Here is a 16,353-nt window from a genome sequence, read left to right as displayed (position 1 = left end):
CTGCTACGCCGCCTTCGAGCGTGGCGGCGGCTCCAGCAGGCGTTCAAGCAGCGCCGAGAGCTTGTCGACGTCGACCGGCTTCGTCAGGTGGGCGCGAAACCCGGCCTCGAGGCTGGTGTCGCGGTCGCTGGCCTGGCCGTAGCCGGTCACGGCGATCAGCGGCGGCGGGTTGATCATCTCGGCCCTGAGGCGCCTGGCAACCTCGTGGCCGCTCAAATCCGGCAGGCCGATGTCCAGCAGCACGGCGTCGGGGTCTTGCGCCTTGACCGCCTCGATGGCCGCGAGCCCGCCGTGAGCAACACTGGACTGGTAGCCCAGCGCCTCCAGCAGCAACGCCATGGTTTCGGCCGCGTCGATGTTGTCATCCACCACCAGCACGCGCTGCTCTCCCAAGGGCCGGGGCTGCGCCTCGAGCGTGGCTACCGGCGCCTGGACGGTGGGAAACTGCACCACGAACTCGCTGCCCTCACCCGCCCTGCCGGTGCTGAAGGCGCTCACCCGGCCTCCATGCAGCGTGGTCAGCTGCTGCACCAGGCTGAGCCCCAGCCCAAGCCCGCCCTGCGTCCGCGCCATGTTCTGTTCGCCCTGCACGAACAGGTCGAAGATCCGGTGCAGGTCCTTGGGCAGGATGCCGGGACCGTCGTCGCGCACGCTGATGTCGGCATCGGCGGCGCCCTGCGAAAGCGAGACGTGGATGTTGCCGCCGTTGTGCGTGAATTTGGCCGCGTTGTGGATCAGGTTGCTCACGATCTGGATGACCCGTGCGCTGTCTCCGGAAATCCAGGGGTCCGCGTCGCGGGCCTCGAGGTGAATCGTCTGCGACTTGCTTTCGATCAACGGCCGCGCTGCCTCGATGGCCTGGGCAATGGCGTCGCGCAGGCGCACCGGCTTGTTCTCCAGATGGATCTTGCCGCTCGTGATGCGACCCACGTCGAGCAGGTCGTCGACCAGCCTCGTCATCTGCCGCAGCTGCCGGCCGATGATGTCGCGTGTATGCGCAACCACCCCCGAATCCGTCTTTTCGCGCTTGAGGAGTTCGAGCGCATTCGAGATCGGCGCGAGCGGATTGCGCAGCTCATGCCCGAGCATGGCGAGAAAGTTGGTCACGCGCCGCCCCTCGTCCTCGAGCGCCGTGACGCGGCGCCGCTCGGTCAGGTCGCGCGTGACCTTGGCAAAGCCGCGGTGCTTGCCGGTGGCGTCGTGCAGCGCGGTGATCACCACGCTGGCCCAGAACCGGCTGCCGTCCTTGCGGATGCGCCAGCCCTCGTCCTCGAAACGCCCATCGCGCAGCGCATAGCGCAACTCCTGTTCCGGCCAGCCGCTGGCGGCCACGTCGGGCGGATAGAACTTGGAAAAGTGCTGCCCGATGATTTCGGATGCCTCGTAGCCCTTGTTTTTCTGCGCGCCCATGTTCCAGCTCACGATGTGGCCGCCGGGGTCGAGCATGAAGATCGCGTAGTCCTTCACGCCTTCGACGAGGAGCCGGAACCGCTCCTCGCTCATGCGCAGCATCTCGTCCTGGCGGCGCCGCTCGCTGAGGTCCCGCGTAATGATGGAATAGCCGCGGATATCGCCACCCGGACCGGTCATGCGGGTGAGGACGACACTGGCCCAGAAGCGGGTGCCGTCCTTGCGCAGGCGCCAGCCCTCCTCTTCAACGTGGCCTTGGTCGCGGGCCAGTGCGAGTTCCTGCTCTGGCCGGTTCTGGTCGATGAGTTCGCTCGGGTAAAGCAGCGAGAAGTGGCGCCCGAGCACTTCCGCCGGCTCATAGCCGTTGAGCTTTCTTGCCCCGTCGTTCCAGCTGATGAGGATGCCGCCCGGATCCAGGACGGTGATGGCGTAGCCGGTGACTGCGTCGACCATCAGCCGGTAATCGGCGTCGGTCAGAGTACGTTGGTTGAGGGGTGCACTCCCACCGCCGTGTTCTGCCATTGCTCTTCGCCCTCCAGTGGCCGCGCATCGGTGCAGCGGCATGCGGCTCCCCGCTTCAGCGGCTGATGCCGAACTCCCGAATTTCCTTCGCTCGAACATCCCCGCACGAGGCTGCGAACAGGCGCTGGCGCCTGTTCGCCCGGCCGTGAAGGTGCTGCCGCCAATTTAGGGCAGCCCCGGGTACTTTCCGCGTAGGACAAGGCCGAGATCGCGGGAGGCGGCCACCACGAAAGCCGCGGCCTCAGGCGCTGTAGGGCTCCTGCCGCGGCCACGCGCCAGCGCCGCTGGCTTCGGGCCTGGGCGCCGCCATCACGAAGCGGTTCTTGCCCTCTTTCTTGGCCGCGTACAGCGCGTTGTCGGCACGCACCAGCAAGGAAGGAAAGTCCTCGTCTTCTTCCGACATCGCAACGCCGATGCTGGTCGTGGCGTGCAGGGTGCGGTTGGGCAGGCTGAAGGCCGGCCGCATGGCGGCCAGCACCTTGCCTGCGACCATTTGCGCTTCTGCGGCGCCCGCCACCCCTTCGAGAAGAATCACGAATTCGTCGCCGGCGTAGCGGGCCGCCATGTCGGTGTCGCGCACGCTCTGCCGGAGCCGGCGGCCGAATTCCTTCAGCACCGCGTCGCCCGCCGCATGGCCCAGCGAATCGTTGATGGTCTTGAAGTAGTCGATGTCCAAGAACAGCAGGCAGACCGAAAGGCCGGACCGCCGCGACCTGGCCATGGCGTCGTGCACATGCTCTTCGAACGACCGCCGGTTGGGCAGGCCGGTGAGCGCATCTTCGCGCGCAAGCACATCCAGCTGCAGCTGCTTTTGCTTCAGGTCGCTGACATCGTTCGCCAGCACGTACAGGCCGACGACCTCGCCCTCGGCATTCTTCTGCGGCAGGTAGGTCGTCTGCAGGGTTCGTTCGCCGATCAGCAGCCGGGCCGATTGTTCGAAAGACACCACCTCGCCGGCAAACGCGCGTGCCAGCAGAGGCTTGCGCATCTCGTAGTGCGCATCGCCGATCACCTCGCGGATCGGCCGGTTCATCATCGCTTCCGGCGAGATGCCGAGCCAGGTCTGGTATCTGCCGTTGCAGAAGACAACCCGCTCGTCGCGGTCCAGTTCGGTCATGAGCGCCGGCACGTTGTCGGTCAGGCCCCGCAGGCGGCGCTCGCTCTCGGCGCTTCGCATCTCGGCCTGCTTGCGCTCGGTGATGTCGAAGGTCATGGCGTAGAAGCCGCGCACGGTGCCGTCCGCGTTGCGATCGGGGATGTAGTGCGACTGGTGCCACTTATGCCCGATGCCGCGTGCCGGATCGCCCTTCTTCTCGAAGGTGACCGCTTCGCCGGCGAGCACACGCCGGACGTAGGGCTCGACCACTTCGAAGTCTTCAGCGCCACGCACCTCGGGCAGCAGCTTTCCCACCAGCTCGACACCGTCGAACAAGGCGCGCAAATGTTCATTCACGAAGGTGAAGCGCAGCGACGCATCCACGTGAGAGACCAGCGCCGGAAGGTTGTCGGTGATGGTGCGCACGCGGGCCTCGCCGGCCGCGCGCTCGCGCTCGGCCACCTTCTGGCGCGTGATGTCGAAGGTCATCACGTAGAAGCCGGCCAACACGCCGTCGTCGCGAATGTCGGGTGCCAGATGGCACTCGAAGAAGCCTTCCTTGCCGTTTGCGGTCGTAGGTGCCTTCCGCGCGCGTCGGTGTTCCCGCGAGCACCTTGTCGATGTGCGGAACGAGCTGCCGGTAGACCGCGTCGGGCAGCGACTCCTGCATGGTCATGCGCCCGATGTCGGCCCGCGATCTGCCGCGCATTCCAAGCCCCGCCTTGTTGGCGAACAGGCAGCGTTGCTCGCTGTCGAAATAGGCAACGACCGCCGGCAGGTTGTCCGTCACGTCACGCAGGAATCTTTCGCTGGCCTGCACCCGCTCCTGGGACGCCTGGCGCTCCTGCATCAGTGAATCGAAGGTGCGCGACAGATCGCCGACTTCGTCCGTGGACGGCGCTTCCTTCATGGGCGCATAGACCGCGGCCGCCCCCGAAACCTGCATGTGCTCGCGCAGACGGGACAAGGGCGCGAGCTGCGTCCGCGTGGTCACGAAGGCGAGCGCGCCGGTCAGGAGCGCCAGCAGCAATGCGCCCGCCCACGCGAAGCGCTCGATCTGCTCGATGCGGGCAAAGGCTTCGTCGCGCGGATAGATCGCTCCCAGCACCCAATTGGTCTGGCGGATCGGCTTGAAGGCGTAGAGGCCGCGCACGCCATTGCGGTTCACGGCTTCGGCCGTGCCCTCGTAGCCGGCGATGGCGCGCGCTGTGGCGGCGTTGCGCACGCCATTGGCCTCCACATGCTGGAGCAGCCTGGACTTGTCGGGGTGGTCGATGACGATGCCATCGGTGTTCGTGATGAACATGTACCCGGTCTTGCCGAATTTCACGTTGGCAAGTTCGCCGAGGAAGTTCTGTTCCTTGAGGTTGATCGAGGCGGAGATGACGTAGGCGACGTTGCCCTGCCGGTCCAGCACCGGTTCGGTCATGGCGATCTGCGCCAGACCGTTGAGCCGGTTGCGGTAGGGCGCCGAAATGACGCCGGCCTTGGCTGCCATCGTGCGCTGGAAATACTCGCGGTCCTTGACGTTGACCCGGCCGATCTGGTGTGCGCCGTTCAGGTTGGCAACCAGCTTGCCGTCGGTGTCCACGAAGGCGACGTTGTCGAAGGCCTCTTTCAGCGACTCGTGCCGCATGACCAGGTCCTGCAGTCCGTCGGGGCTGGTGAGGTCGTGGCTCTCGACGGCGTCGCCGAAGGTCTTGAGCAAGGTGCGCCGGCTCAAGAACTTCTGGTCCACCGCGTCGGCTATGGCCGATATCCGCTCGAGTTGCTCGCTGGCAATGGCGGCTTGCATGTTGCGCTTGACGAAGTAGAGCGCAGCGGTGGTCACTCCGAAGGTCGTCAGGAAAACGATCGCAACCACGCCCGCGGTCAGGCGGGTGCGCAGGCTGAAGGTCGGCAAGCGCATCATCGTGTGAACTCGATCAGCGCGGCATGCGTTCAGTCGGCCATCGCGACATCCAGCTGCGCTTCGAATTGCTCGATCGGCACCGGCCTGCTGAACAGGTAGCCCTGGCACAGCATGGCCCCGTGCGCCTGTAGAAACTCGAACTGCTGGTGCGTTTCGACGCCCTCGGCCACGATCTCGAGGTCCAGGTTGTGCGCCATGCCGATGATGGCCTGGATGATCAGCTCGACCTTCGGATCGATCCCGATGTTCTGCACGAAGAACTTGTCGACCTTGATCTGGTTCAAGGGCAGCTGCGTCATGTAGGAGAGCGACGAATAGCCGGTGCCGAAGTCGTCCATCGAAAAGTGGATGCCCATGGCCGCTAGCAACTGCATCTTGCCGATCGTTTCGGTCACCTTGTCCTGCAGCAGGCTTTCGGTGAGTTCCAGCTTCAGCCTCGTCGGGTCGGCGCCGGTTCTTCGGATCACCTCGCAAATCCGGTCCACGAAATCGTCGCTGCGGAACTGCCGCGCACTGACATTGACTGCGAGCTGGAGGTGCCGGCGCCTCGGATCGTGGCTCCAGCGCTCGAGCTGCACGCAGGCCGTCTCGAGCACCCACATGCCGATCGGCACGATCAGCCCGGTTTCCTCGGCCAGCTCGATGAAGCCTCCGGGCTGCACCAGCCCCTTCTCCGGATGGTGCCAGCGGATGAGGACCTCGGCGCCCACGATGTGGCCTTCCGACGTGACCTGGCTTTGGTAGTGCAGCAAGAACTGCCCGCCTTCCAGCGCCGCGTGCAGTTCGCTTTCGAGCGTGGCGCGGGCCGTGATGGCCGTCTGCATGGCAGTCTCGAAGAAGCGCAGCGCGTTGCCTCCCGCCGACTTGGCGTAGTACATGGCAATGTCCGCCTGCTTCAGCAGGTCTTCGAGCGATTGATGCGTGGCGTTGAAGACCACGGCGCCGATGCTGCACGTGCTGTGGTACTGGTGGTTTTCCAGTTGGAACGACTGGTTCAGCCCCGTGAGGATGGCCTCGCCGCTGGCGTTCGTCTGCATCGCGGCAATGGCGGGGTCTTCGTTGAGATTCTCGAGCAGCACCACGAATTCGTCGCCGCCGAGCCGCGCAACCGTGCTGCCCTCGCCCAGGCTGCCCTGGAGCCGGACGGCCACCTGCTTCAGCAGCTCGTCGCCAACGGCATGGCCGAGCGCGTCATTGAGCGTCTTGAAATCGTCCAGGTCGAGAAACAGCAAGGCCCCGTGCCTGGAACGCCGGATGTTGGAGTCGATGCTGGCCTGCAGGCGATGCAGCAGCAGCCGCCGATTGGGCAGGCCCGTGAGGATGTCGTAGAAAGCCAGGTGCTCGATCTCTCGGGCCGCCAGCTTGCTGTCCGTGATGTTGCGCAGGATGACGATGAAGCGCGCGTCGGCGCCTTCGCCAACCGCCATGCGCGACACCGAAATCTCGAACCAGAGCGCGCCCTTGGGCCCGCGGCTTTCGAACTGCCTGCCGGACGAGAAGCCGAACTCGAACGCATCGCGCAGCGCCACCATCACCTCGGCGGCGGCATTGGCCGGCAACAGCTCGGACATCAGCTTGCCGACCGGCTCACGCACCCTGATGGAGGACCTGGGGCGGCGCGGCGAATGGAAGCGGTAGCACCGGCCATCGATCCCGGCTTCCAGCAGCACGTCGGGCAGGGCGTCCAGCGTGGCCTGCAGCTGTGCCTTGCCTTCGAGGATGTCCGCAAGATGGCGCCGCTTCTCGGTCACGTCGCGGTAGACGCACACCAGCCCGCCGTCCGGCGTGGGACTTTTCACCGCAAGGATCACCTGGCCGTTCGGCAAGGTGAGTTCCTGCTCGTTCTGCGCTTGCAGGTGGCGCACGTTCTGGTCGTCGATCTGCTGGAACGTCGCCCGCGTTGAAAGCAATGTCTCGGTCCAGGGAAAGTAATCGACGAAGCGGCGGTTCCACGTGACGATGCGGCCATCCGGATCGAGCAGCACGAAGCCGTCCGCCATCGATTCGAGGGCCTGGTCCAGCGTGGCCTTGGATCGGAGCAGGTCGCCGCGGGAACGCCACTGCCGGCGCAGTTGCAGATGGGCGAAGTAGCTGACGGCCAGAATCATCAGCGTGAAGGCCAGCGCCGTACTCAGGATCAGATCGCGCTCCCTGCGCCAGTCCTCGAGCGCGACCTCCAGCGGGATGCTCGCGACGATCAGCAGGTTGCGGTACAGCGTGGGTCGGGCCACGACGATGGCGGGAGTGCCGCTGAGCCGCGCATTCATCCGGCGCGGCCGCCCGTCGCTGACCTGGTCCGTCACTGCGGGGCTGATGGCCCGTCCGGCAAGATCGTCGCGTGGCGGCATGCTGGCCAAGAGCGGCCCCGCGTCGCGCTCCAGCGTGACCTCGAGCCCCTTGATGCTCGCGCCCTGCGCAAGAATTGTGGTGAGCATCGACACCTGCACTTCGGCCACTGCCACGAGCCTGCTGCCGTCCGCCAGGCGGAGCACGCGCCCGAAGTACAGCACCTGCTGCGATGTCGCCAGGCTGACCGAAGGTGCACTGATCGCCAGCAGGGACGCGGGCCGGTTCAAGAGTTCTTTCAGGAATCCGTCGGGCAGTTGTACCGCCAGCCCGGCGCCCCGGCGGTCGGAAGACCCGACGACGGTGCCGTCGGGATTCAGGAACGCCAGATACCGCACCAGCAGGCTCTGCCGCACGATGGTCTCGACGAGTTGTGCGGTGTCGGGTTGCGCAATGTCGGACGCAACGCTGGCTTCAGTGGATTTGCGCAGAAACTGCCCCATGCCCGCGAGCAGCATGTCCACGGCCAGAAGACTGCGGTTGAGCGCAGCTTCCGAGGCGCCGACGAAGCGCTTGGCCTCGCTCTCGCTTTCGGCAATGGCCTTCTGGTAGGTCTGCCACATCGTGAGGGCGGCAATCGACAGGACGGCGCCGAGAAACAGCGCCGCAACCCCATAGACGAAGGCGGTGATTCGGCGGGGCAGTGGCTTGTTCACTGTCCGACGGGAGCCTTGATGCCCACCACGGGGCCCGCGGTCTGGTTCCAGACCTCCGCGCACACCGCCCCGCACCGCTGTACCCATCGTGTCAATACGCTCGAGGCGAAGATCTCGCGCCTGCGGCGCTCGTCATCCGCCGAAGGACGTGCCTCCACCATGGCGCCCTTGGTGCCCTTCACGCATGTCGAAGCACCTGTGTTGCACGCAATGCCGTTGCCGGTGTCGCGCTCCGATTCGGCCCATACCGCCGCCTCGAGCTTGGGAAGCTCGGTTTTCAACAGGAGCTTCAAGTCCTGAGGAAGCGCGTTCCATGCGTCGGTGTTGGCGCCGAACACGGCGATGCCCCAGCTGATGGGCATTGTGTAGATAGAGCTGGTGATCTTGTGCAGGCCGAGCGTGTTGCCGGACATCGCACCCGTGATCGCGCACTCGGTGTTTTCCGAGTTCATGTTGGCCATGAGTTCGGCGAATTCGGTGAACACCGGCACGCCCTTCAGCGCCCGGACGAAATCGGCCTGCGTGCTGCCCGAAACGCGGATGCGCCGCCCCGCCATGTCCGAGAGTTGCTTCACGGGTTGCTTGCAGAAGATGACCTGGGCCGGATAGACATACACCGCAAGAACCTCGACGCCGTGGCGCTCGCGCAGCGTTTTTTCCAGGTAGGGCCTGAAAGCGCCGATCACCCGCCGCAGCGTGGGCATGTCGGGGTTCAAGCCGGCGATGTCCGGGGTACCCAGTTCAGGGTACTCATTGCTGATCTGGGTCAGCAGCGCGGTGCCGAAAGGAATGACGCCAAGCCGCATGAGATTGAGCATCTCCGGTCCGGGCACGCCGGCCTGGTTGAACGGGACGATGGTCGCGCTGTACTTGCCGCCGCTCAGGCGCGCCAGATCCTTGCTCCAGAAGGGCTCCTCCTGAAGCGTGTACTGGCTCACACTGGCCAGGCCGCCCACAATCCGCAGCCTTTGCGCGGACGCGGATTGCTGGGCCTCGCTGTTTGTCGCTGCGAAAGCCAGAAAAAGAGCGGCAACCTGCGTCATCCAAAGGACGCGTTGCCGAGCAGAAGATGCTTCGCCGGACTTCATGGCCCGGATCATGATGCCGAATTGCGCCGGAAGTCACAAATTTTTTACACAAGACCCCGATTCCAGCATCCTGTCCGTCCATGTTCGCGAAGCCCGTTGCGTACAGGGCACAGGAATACCATTCAAGGCGCCGGGGAACCGAAATTTCGGAACTGCGGACCATTTCTCCACTTTCCAGACCGATGCCAGCGCCCGACCTCTCCAGCCGCCAGTTGCGTGCGTTCACCGCCTTGGCCGAGCAGCGCAATTTCACCCGGGCGGCAGAGACCTGCCATCTGTCGCAGCCCGCATTCAGCGCACTGATCCGCACGCTGGAAGAGACGCTCGGCGCCCGTCTGTTCGACCGCGACACCCGCAGCGTGCAACTCACGCCCGAAGGGCTGCTGTTCGAGCCTTCGGCGCGGCGCCTGCTGGACGACATGCAGGGTGCCATCGGCGACCTGGCCGACCACGCCCAACGGCGCAAGGGCCGCGTGAGCGTGGCGGCGCTGCCCTCGCTCGCGGCCGGCTGGCTGCCGGCCATCCTGGCGGAATTCATGCGGACCTGGCCCGGGATCACGGTCGAGCTGCACGATGCGCTGTCGGACGCCTGCATTGCCCAGTTGCGCAGCCATCAAGCGGACTTTGCGCTGGCGGCCACAGGCGCCGGCGCGGCCGCGGCCAGCGACCTGCGCGGGCGCAAGCTCTGCGACGACCGCTTTCACCTGGTGTGCCGCAAGGACCATCCCCTGGCCGTGGTGCCCCGGCTCACGGCCAAGCAGCTCGCGCCCTGGCCCTTCATCCAGATGGCGCGCAACAGCAGCGTGCGCCAGTCGCTCGATGTCGCGCTGCATCCGCTCCGGCTCAACGCGGTGTTCGAAGTGGAGCACCTGGCCACCGTCATGGGCCTGGTGGAGGCGGGCATCGGCATCAGCGTGGTGCCGGAGCTCACGCTGTTTCACTTCCGGCGCGACACCCTCGTGACCCGGCCACTGCCGCTGCCCGGCCTGACGCGCACCATCTACCTGGTTCAGCGGCGGGAAGGAAGCCTTTCCGTCGCGGCCCAGACGCTGCACGACTTGATCCTCGCGCGGCTGGGCACCCTCAACTGAAGCCCTGAAAAAGAAAACGGCCCCGAAGGGCCGTCGTCGCAGCGGCAGCCTTGCAGCTGTCGCGAACTTGCGCGTTGCGCGATTTACTTCTTGGCCTTCTTGGCGGGAGCGGCGGCCTTCTTGGCCGGCGCTGCCTTCTTGGCGACGGGCTTGGCGGCTGCCTTGTCGGCCTTGCGCTTTGCAGCCTTGGGGTCGATGGCGGCCTTGAATGCGGCGCCCGGCACGAACTTGGGCACCTTCTGCGCGGCGATCTTGATCTTGGCGCCGGCTTGGGGGTTGAAGCCGGTGCGCGCGGCGCGGGCCACTTGCTTGAAGGTGCCAAAGCCGATGAGCTGCACGGGGTCGCCCTTCTTCACTGCGGCAATGATGGAGCCGGTGACGGTTTCCAGGATGCGTGCGGCTTCAGCCTTGCTGACGGTGTGGGCGGTGGCGATCTTTTCGACCAGTTCGATACGGTTCACTTGAAAATTTCCTTAGGATTGTTCTCGTCATGTTGCCAATGACGGCGCAGCGGCTGAGGCCGTCTGCAAGCGGCGCGGAGTGTAGCGCACGCAGCGTGCCTCTTGGATTTGCGAGCGTTTTTGCGGCTTCGCCAAGTCGCTTGTGCGGAGTGCTTTCAGGCCGCTTCCTTGATGGCATCCGTCAGAAACCGCACGAAGGCTTTTCCTGCGTCGGGCAACGAACGGCCCGCCAATGTCTCGACCTCCAGGTGGCGCTCGTTCATTTCGCGGTCCTTGAGCGGAATGGCGACCAGCGCCTTGGACTTCAGCAGCGTTCGGATCGACAGCTCACCGTAGAACGCGATGATGCCGCGCCCCGCTGCGGCAAAACTCACCAGCGCATTCGCATGGTTGCTGGACATGGCCTGCATGTAGCGCAACCCTTGCCGGCTGCAGCTGATGTCGAGCAGTTGCCTGATCGAGCTGTCCTGCGGCGGCAGGCCCAGCGGATAGCCCACCACTTGTCGCAGCGAGAGTTGGCGCTGCGCCGCCAGCGGATGGTCGTTGGCCATCACCGCGAGGATCGGGCTCGGGTGGCGCAGCTCGATCTTGATGCCCGGCTCGGGCAGCGCGCTCAAAGTGATGCCGACGTCCGCCTCACCGTCGCGGATGCGGCCCGGAATGTCACTGGGCGGGCAGACTTCCAGATGAAAGCGGATGCCTTCGTGCTTGCTGCGAAAGCGCGAGATCAGCGTCGGAAGGAAATCGAAGGCGAAGCCCTCTGTGCTGGCCACCCGCACGCGCCCGCTGCGCAGGCCTCGCAAGCCCTCGATGTCACTGGCAACCCGCTCGATGTCCTGCTGCACCCGCTTGGCATGCGCCGCCAGCAGCTCGCCGGCCGCATTCGGCACCATGCCGCGCGCGTGCCGTTCGAACAGCAGGGTATCAAGCTCGCGCTCCAGGCGCGCCACCTGCCGGCTGACCGCGGAGGGAGCCACGTTGAGCTTGGTCGCGGCCTCCTTGACGGAGCCGGTTCGGACGACCTCCAGAAAGTACCGGACCGCCGTCTCCTGAAGTGCATGAAGCGACATGGTTGCTCCTTCGCGATCGTTTGCTGAAAACCGCAGCGCGTCGATTGCCGAAACGGCAATCCACAATTCTAAACATTGCGCTTGTGGCAGCGGCCTATGGCTCCTAGGATGAGACTGCCTCCCCGCTTCACGCTTTCGCCGTCTCGCCTTTTATTGCAGCGTCCCGTCCCCTCAGGAGAACTCTTCATGAAACGCATTCCCGCTTTCGCCCGCATGGTGCTGATGTCCTGCCTGGCACTGTCGTCGTTGGCAGCGGTTGCCGCGGAAACCGCATTTCCCACGCGTCCGGTCACCCTGGTGATTCCCTTTCCGCCCGGCGGCGCCACGGACGTGAACGGGCGCGTGATTGCCCAGCGCCTGGGCAAGGAACTGGGGCAGCCCGTGGTCATCGAGAACCGCGCAGGTGCCGGCACGGTGATCGGGGCGAGCTACGTCTCCAAGGCGGCGCCAGACGGCTACACGCTGCTGGTCAGCTCGGGCACCACGTTCACCGTCAACCCGGCCATCCGATCGAATCTTCCGTACGACCCGGTCAAGAGCTTCGACCAGATCGGACTGGTCGGACGCGTCGGCCTCATCCTGCTCGCGAACAGCGAGGTGCCGGTGAAGACGGTGAAGGAGTTCGTCGATTACGTGAAGGCATCGCCCGGCAAGTATTCGTACGCCTCGTACGGCACGGGCACCACGTCCCAGTTCGCGGGAGAAACCATCCTCCATGTCGCCGGCCTCAAGATGACGCACGTTCCCTACAAGGGCAGCGCCCCGGCCATGACGGACCTGATGGGCGGCCAGGTTCCGTTCAGCATCGACACGGTGAGCGCCGCCATCCCCCAGCTCAAGAACGGCAAGATCAAGGCCATTGCGGTGACCACGGCCAAGCGCTCCACCCTGTTGCCCGACGTGCCCACGCTGGCCGAAAGCGGTTATCCCGACATCAACATGGACAGCTGGCTGGTGGTGTCTGCGCCAAAGGGCCTGCCTGCCGACGTGAAGGCCAAGCTCGAGAAGGCGCTGGCCGCAACCATCGCCGACGCCGACACCCGGGCCAAGCTGACCGCGCAGGGCCTGGAGCCGGCGTACAGCAATTCGGCCGCCGTGAGCGAACTGATCAGCAAGGAACTGCCCTTGATGCGCGCCATTGCCGCGCGCGCCAACATCACCTCCGATTGAATGAACGCTCCCCGAAGCGCCTTCGGCGCCTCCCCCCACTGGGGGGCGCACCCGGCGGCCGGGCAAAGCCCGTTCCGCGGGTGCACTGGACTGGGCCTAGCGAAACAACAACCGACATGAGCACTCACAACGAATTGGTCGAAAAATCCGCCGTCGAACTGCGGCGCCTCATCGGCAGCAAGGCGGTATCGCCGGTCGATCTGCTGGAGGCCTGCATCGCGCGCATCGAGCGGGTGAACCCCTTCGTCAATGCGGTGACCGCGACCTGCTTCGACCGCGCGCGAACCGAAGCCAAGGCGGCCGAAGCGGCCGTCATGCGCGGCGATACGCTGGGCCTGCTGCACGGTCTCCCACTCGGCGTGAAAGACCTGGAGCCCACGGAAGGCCTGCTCACCACCTGGGGCTCGGCCATCTTCCGCGACCACGTGCCCGAGGAAGACATCGAACTGGTGGCCCGCCTACGCAGGGCCGGCGCCATCGTGGCCGGCAAGACCAACGTTCCCGAAATGGGCGCCGGCGCCAACTCGCGCAATGACGTGTGGGGCGCCACCGGCAATCCGTTCAACCCGAACCTGAATGCCGGCGGCTCCTCGGGCGGCTCGGCGGCGGCGCTGGCCTGCGACATGCTGCCCGTGTGCACCGGCTCCGACACCGGCGGTTCGCTGCGCATTCCGGCCGCCAAGTGCGGCGTGGTCGGCTTTCGGCCTTCGCCGGGCATCGTGCCCAGCGTGCGAAAGCTGCTGGGCTGGACACCCATCTCCGTCGTCGGCCCCATGGGGCGCACCGTGGAAGACGCGTGCCTGCAAATGGCGGCCTCCGCGGGCATGCACGCCGGCGATCCGCTGAGCTATCCGCTGGACCCGCTGTCCTTTTTAAAGCCCATCGACCTCGACCTGAGCAAGCTGCGCGTGGCGTGGACCGAAGACTTCGGCGTCTGCGCTGTGGACGACAACATCCGCGCCACGATGCGCCGGAAGATCGGCGCGATGCGGCACTTGTTCAAGTCTTGCGAGGAAGTGACGCTCGACCTGGGTGAAGCGCACCGCTGCTTCGACGTGCTGCGCGCCGAAGCTTTCGTGGCCGGCATGCACGCGGCGTACCAGCGCGACCCGGCGAGCCTGGGGCCCAACTCCCGTGCCAACTACGAGATGGGTGCCCAGATGAGTCTGCTCGACAGTGCCTGGGCGCAGGCTGAGCAGACCCGGCTCATCAAGCGCTTCCAGTCGACCTTTGCCAACTACGACCTGATTCTTTCGCCCACCACGCCGGTGTCACCGTTTCCGTGGACGCAGCTCTATGCGGACACCATCAACGGCGAGAAGCAGGAAAACTACTATCGCTGGCTCGCGCTGACGTATGTCGTCACGCTGACGACGCATCCCGCGCTTTCGCTGCCCTGCGGTGTCGATCACGCAGGCATGCCGTTCGGGCTGCAGATCGTGGGCGGCTTTCGGGCCGACCACCAGGTGCTGGGTGCGGCGCACGCCATGGAGATGTCATTTGCAGCCGATGCGCAACTGCGCCGCCCCCGGCCCGATCTCGCGGCTTTGCGTGCGGCGCAACCTGCGCTCACATCCATCGTCAAGACACCACCGGGGCCGCATGGCGGCGCCCCTGCGGCTGCGGCCACTGCCGCAGCCGCAAGCGTCTCGGCCGTCTGAGAAAGGCAGCGCAGAAGCTGAAAAGCCCCCGGCTCCGTGAAGAACCGGGGGCTTTTTGGCTTGGCATTCAGCGACTGGCGGAGGCTGTGCGATTTGCCGTCAGGGACACCGACGGAAAGCGGATCAGCGGACGCCCGTTGAGTTCCTGCAGTTTCCGGTTGTTGTGGGCGTAGTGCGCGCGGAACTGCGCAATCTGGGAGGGCGCCAACGACACCGGGGCCTGCAGCACATACCACTCGACGTTTTCCGTCAGCGGCGGCGTGGTCAGCGAGCCCAGGTAGTGGTAGTAGGCCTTGTCCTTGGGCAGGAGAACGGAGATATCGGCCTTGGACAGCTCGCCGCGGCCTTCCTTCTCGAGCGCCCCCAGCACCTTGGCCGCCAGCGGATTGGCCGGGCCTTCGCGGTACATGACGCCCACCACGGCCAGGCGGCCGTCAGCGGCACGGAATACGAAATGCCCTTCGAGCGGGAAGTGCTTGCCGTCCAGCGTGTGCTCGCTTTCGGCATGGAAGTGGAACTGCAGCAGCTTGAAGTGCCGGCCGCGAATGATCGCATCCGGCCCCTTTGCCTCGACCTCCACCGCATGTCCGTTGTCGACGACGTCGAGCTCTGCGCGAACGTTGCTCAGGCGAATGTCCTGGGGCTCGAGCGAGTCGCCGGGCCGGGCTTCGCGGGTGGGGATATCGATGGGCGACTGTGCGCTGTCGTGAACCGCCTTCCAGCTTTCCTGATGGTCGTAGTCCAACGCCTGGGCGTGGACTGTTGAAGCCGCGAGCAGCGCAACGCTCAGGAGATGGCGACTAACTGGGGACATGGGCAAGGATTCCAGGGAAGAGTTGTGAGAGAGGCCGTAGACCTCAAGCGAAAGACGGGGAGAACAGGCTTGACCTTGCCACGATGTCAACCCTGAAACTGAAATCCGCTTTCGACAAAGGAGTTGCCATGCAAGAGTTCGAGATTCAGTCGGTGACTTGCGGCCACTGCGCAAGCAGACTGTCCGCCGAAGCCGCCGGAGGCCGGCGCGATTGTCTGGAGGCCTACCTGACCGGAGGCTGACCCTCGAACCTCGCCTGCCTGGCGCCCTCGCGGCGCGCGCAGTCTCTTCCCGCTGGAGAATTCGAATGAACGACGAACATCCGTGGGCGTGGCAATGGGCACCGGCACCGACGTGGCCATGAACAGCGCGCAGGTCACGCTGGTCAAGGGCGACCTGCGCGGCATCGCGCAGGCGCGCATCGTCTCCGAGCAGACCATCGCCAACATGAAGCAGAACCTGGGCTTCGCGTTCATCTACAACGCGCTGGGCGTCCCCCTGGCCGCGGGCGCACTGTATCCATTCACGGGATGGCTGCTGTCGCCGATGATTGCGGCACTGGCGATGAGCCTGAGTTCGGCGTCGGTCATCACCAATGCGCTGCGGTTGAGGGCGAGCGGGCCTGTGAAGCTGCCGGTCGAGTAGCGCTGGCCGGGGTACCGCACGGCCAATTCAAGCAGCATTCGAATTCGGCCTACAGACATCCCGCCGCCACTTAGGCAAGTTGAGCGCATGACACACCCCATCGAACTCATCATCGAGGAGCCAGCCCTCGGTTCATATGTCTGGCGCCTGCTCGAAACGGATGCGGAGGGGGCAAACCCCAAAGTGCTTCGTGACGCTTTCGACGCGACTGACTCCTATGAAGCCGCGCTGGCAGCGGGACAGCGCGCGCTCCAAACTGAAATTCGACGACGCACTTCGTCCGCCCAGCCCCAGAACGCGTGACCCGCGCGGGCTACAGACGGCCTGCCACGGTCGGCCATCGCGCCGACCGGCTTGTTGCCGCCGCAGATGGGCAATGTCTCCGGCGTCCTCTTGTACGTAAGATCGGTC

Annotated in this window: 12 protein-coding genes and 1 pseudogene; 5 read left to right on the top strand and 8 right to left on the bottom strand. The window is 65.5% G+C overall.

The window, feature by feature from the left end; genetic code table 11:
- Positions 1 to 3: 3 nt before the first annotated feature.
- From ASC78_RS12215 to ASC78_RS12200, 5 genes are all read right to left on the bottom strand, one after another.
- Entirely contained in the window at positions 4 to 1,932 is a 1,929-nt protein-coding gene (locus tag ASC78_RS12215) for a hybrid sensor histidine kinase/response regulator (RefSeq protein WP_055801265.1), read from the bottom strand.
- Positions 1,933 to 2,173: 241 nt separating this feature from the next.
- Positions 2,174 to 3,412 carry a diguanylate cyclase domain-containing protein gene (locus tag ASC78_RS28000; RefSeq protein ID WP_235505086.1) on the bottom strand — a complete coding sequence of 413 codons (1,239 nt, stop codon included), beginning with the start codon at positions 3,410 to 3,412 and terminating at the stop codon, positions 2,174 to 2,176.
- Positions 3,378 to 4,940, bottom strand: coding sequence for a cache domain-containing protein (locus ASC78_RS27995; RefSeq protein WP_055801261.1), 1,563 nt, complete (start codon positions 4,938 to 4,940; stop codon positions 3,378 to 3,380). The genes ASC78_RS28000 and ASC78_RS27995 overlap by 35 nt, the downstream gene beginning before the upstream one ends.
- Positions 4,941 to 4,969: 29 nt before the next feature.
- On the bottom strand, positions 4,970 to 7,942 hold the full coding sequence (locus ASC78_RS12205; protein ID WP_055801259.1) for a bifunctional diguanylate cyclase/phosphodiesterase: 2,973 nt from the start codon (positions 7,940 to 7,942) through the stop codon (positions 4,970 to 4,972).
- Positions 7,939 to 8,985: a TRAP transporter substrate-binding protein gene (locus ASC78_RS12200; RefSeq protein WP_235505069.1), complete on the bottom strand. Its 1,047-nt coding sequence runs from the start codon at positions 8,983 to 8,985 to the stop codon at positions 7,939 to 7,941. Before ASC78_RS12200 ends, ASC78_RS12205 begins: the two co-directional genes overlap by 4 nt.
- A 227-nt stretch (positions 8,986 to 9,212) precedes the next feature.
- On the opposite strand from ASC78_RS12200, the gene ASC78_RS12195 reads away from it, so the two are divergent.
- Entirely contained in the window at positions 9,213 to 10,121 is a 909-nt protein-coding gene (locus ASC78_RS12195; protein WP_055801252.1) for a LysR family transcriptional regulator, read from the top strand.
- A gap of 83 nt (positions 10,122 to 10,204) precedes the next feature.
- Here the strand turns inward: ASC78_RS12195 and ASC78_RS12190 are convergent, their stop codons facing one another.
- Both ASC78_RS12190 and ASC78_RS12185 read right to left on the bottom strand, forming a co-directional pair.
- Positions 10,205 to 10,582, bottom strand: a complete 378-nt coding sequence (locus tag ASC78_RS12190) for an HU family DNA-binding protein (protein ID WP_028258556.1) — start codon at positions 10,580 to 10,582, stop codon at positions 10,205 to 10,207.
- 155 nt (positions 10,583 to 10,737) lie between these two features.
- Positions 10,738 to 11,652: a LysR family transcriptional regulator gene (locus ASC78_RS12185; RefSeq protein WP_055802134.1), complete on the bottom strand. Its 915-nt coding sequence runs from the start codon at positions 11,650 to 11,652 to the stop codon at positions 10,738 to 10,740.
- A gap of 186 nt (positions 11,653 to 11,838) precedes the next feature.
- Here ASC78_RS12185 and ASC78_RS12180 point away from each other — a divergent pair, with 186 nt between their 5' ends.
- Positions 11,839 to 12,822 carry a Bug family tripartite tricarboxylate transporter substrate binding protein gene (locus tag ASC78_RS12180; RefSeq protein WP_055801249.1) on the top strand — a complete coding sequence of 328 codons (984 nt, stop codon included), beginning with the start codon at positions 11,839 to 11,841 and terminating at the stop codon, positions 12,820 to 12,822.
- Positions 12,823 to 12,938: 116 nt separating this feature from the next.
- Complete coding sequence (locus tag ASC78_RS12175; protein WP_055801246.1) at positions 12,939 to 14,483, top strand: amidase; 1,545 nt, start codon at positions 12,939 to 12,941, stop codon at positions 14,481 to 14,483.
- A 67-nt stretch (positions 14,484 to 14,550) separates the two neighbouring features.
- Here ASC78_RS12175 and ASC78_RS12170 read toward each other — a convergent pair whose 3' ends face one another.
- On the bottom strand, positions 14,551 to 15,297 hold the full coding sequence (locus tag ASC78_RS12170) for a carbonic anhydrase (protein WP_082517508.1): 747 nt from the start codon (positions 15,295 to 15,297) through the stop codon (positions 14,551 to 14,553).
- 315 nt (positions 15,298 to 15,612) lie between these two features.
- Between ASC78_RS12170 and ASC78_RS12165 the strand changes: the two are divergent.
- Positions 15,613 to 15,942: pseudogene (locus ASC78_RS12165) on the top strand (copper-transporting ATPase); the annotation flags it as partial.
- Positions 15,943 to 16,029: 87 nt separating this feature from the next.
- The gene (locus ASC78_RS12160; protein WP_055801236.1) at positions 16,030 to 16,245 is read left to right on the top strand and encodes a hypothetical protein; all 216 of its coding nucleotides are present in this window, start codon (positions 16,030 to 16,032) and stop codon (positions 16,243 to 16,245) included.
- Positions 16,246 to 16,353: the final 108 nt, after the last annotated feature.

The sequence above is a fragment of the Variovorax sp. Root318D1 genome (assembly GCF_001424835.1).
Lineage (GTDB): Bacteria > Pseudomonadota > Gammaproteobacteria > Burkholderiales > Burkholderiaceae_C > Variovorax.
Note: the sequence above shows the minus strand (reverse complement) of the source record. Positions and strands in the feature narration are given on the sequence as shown.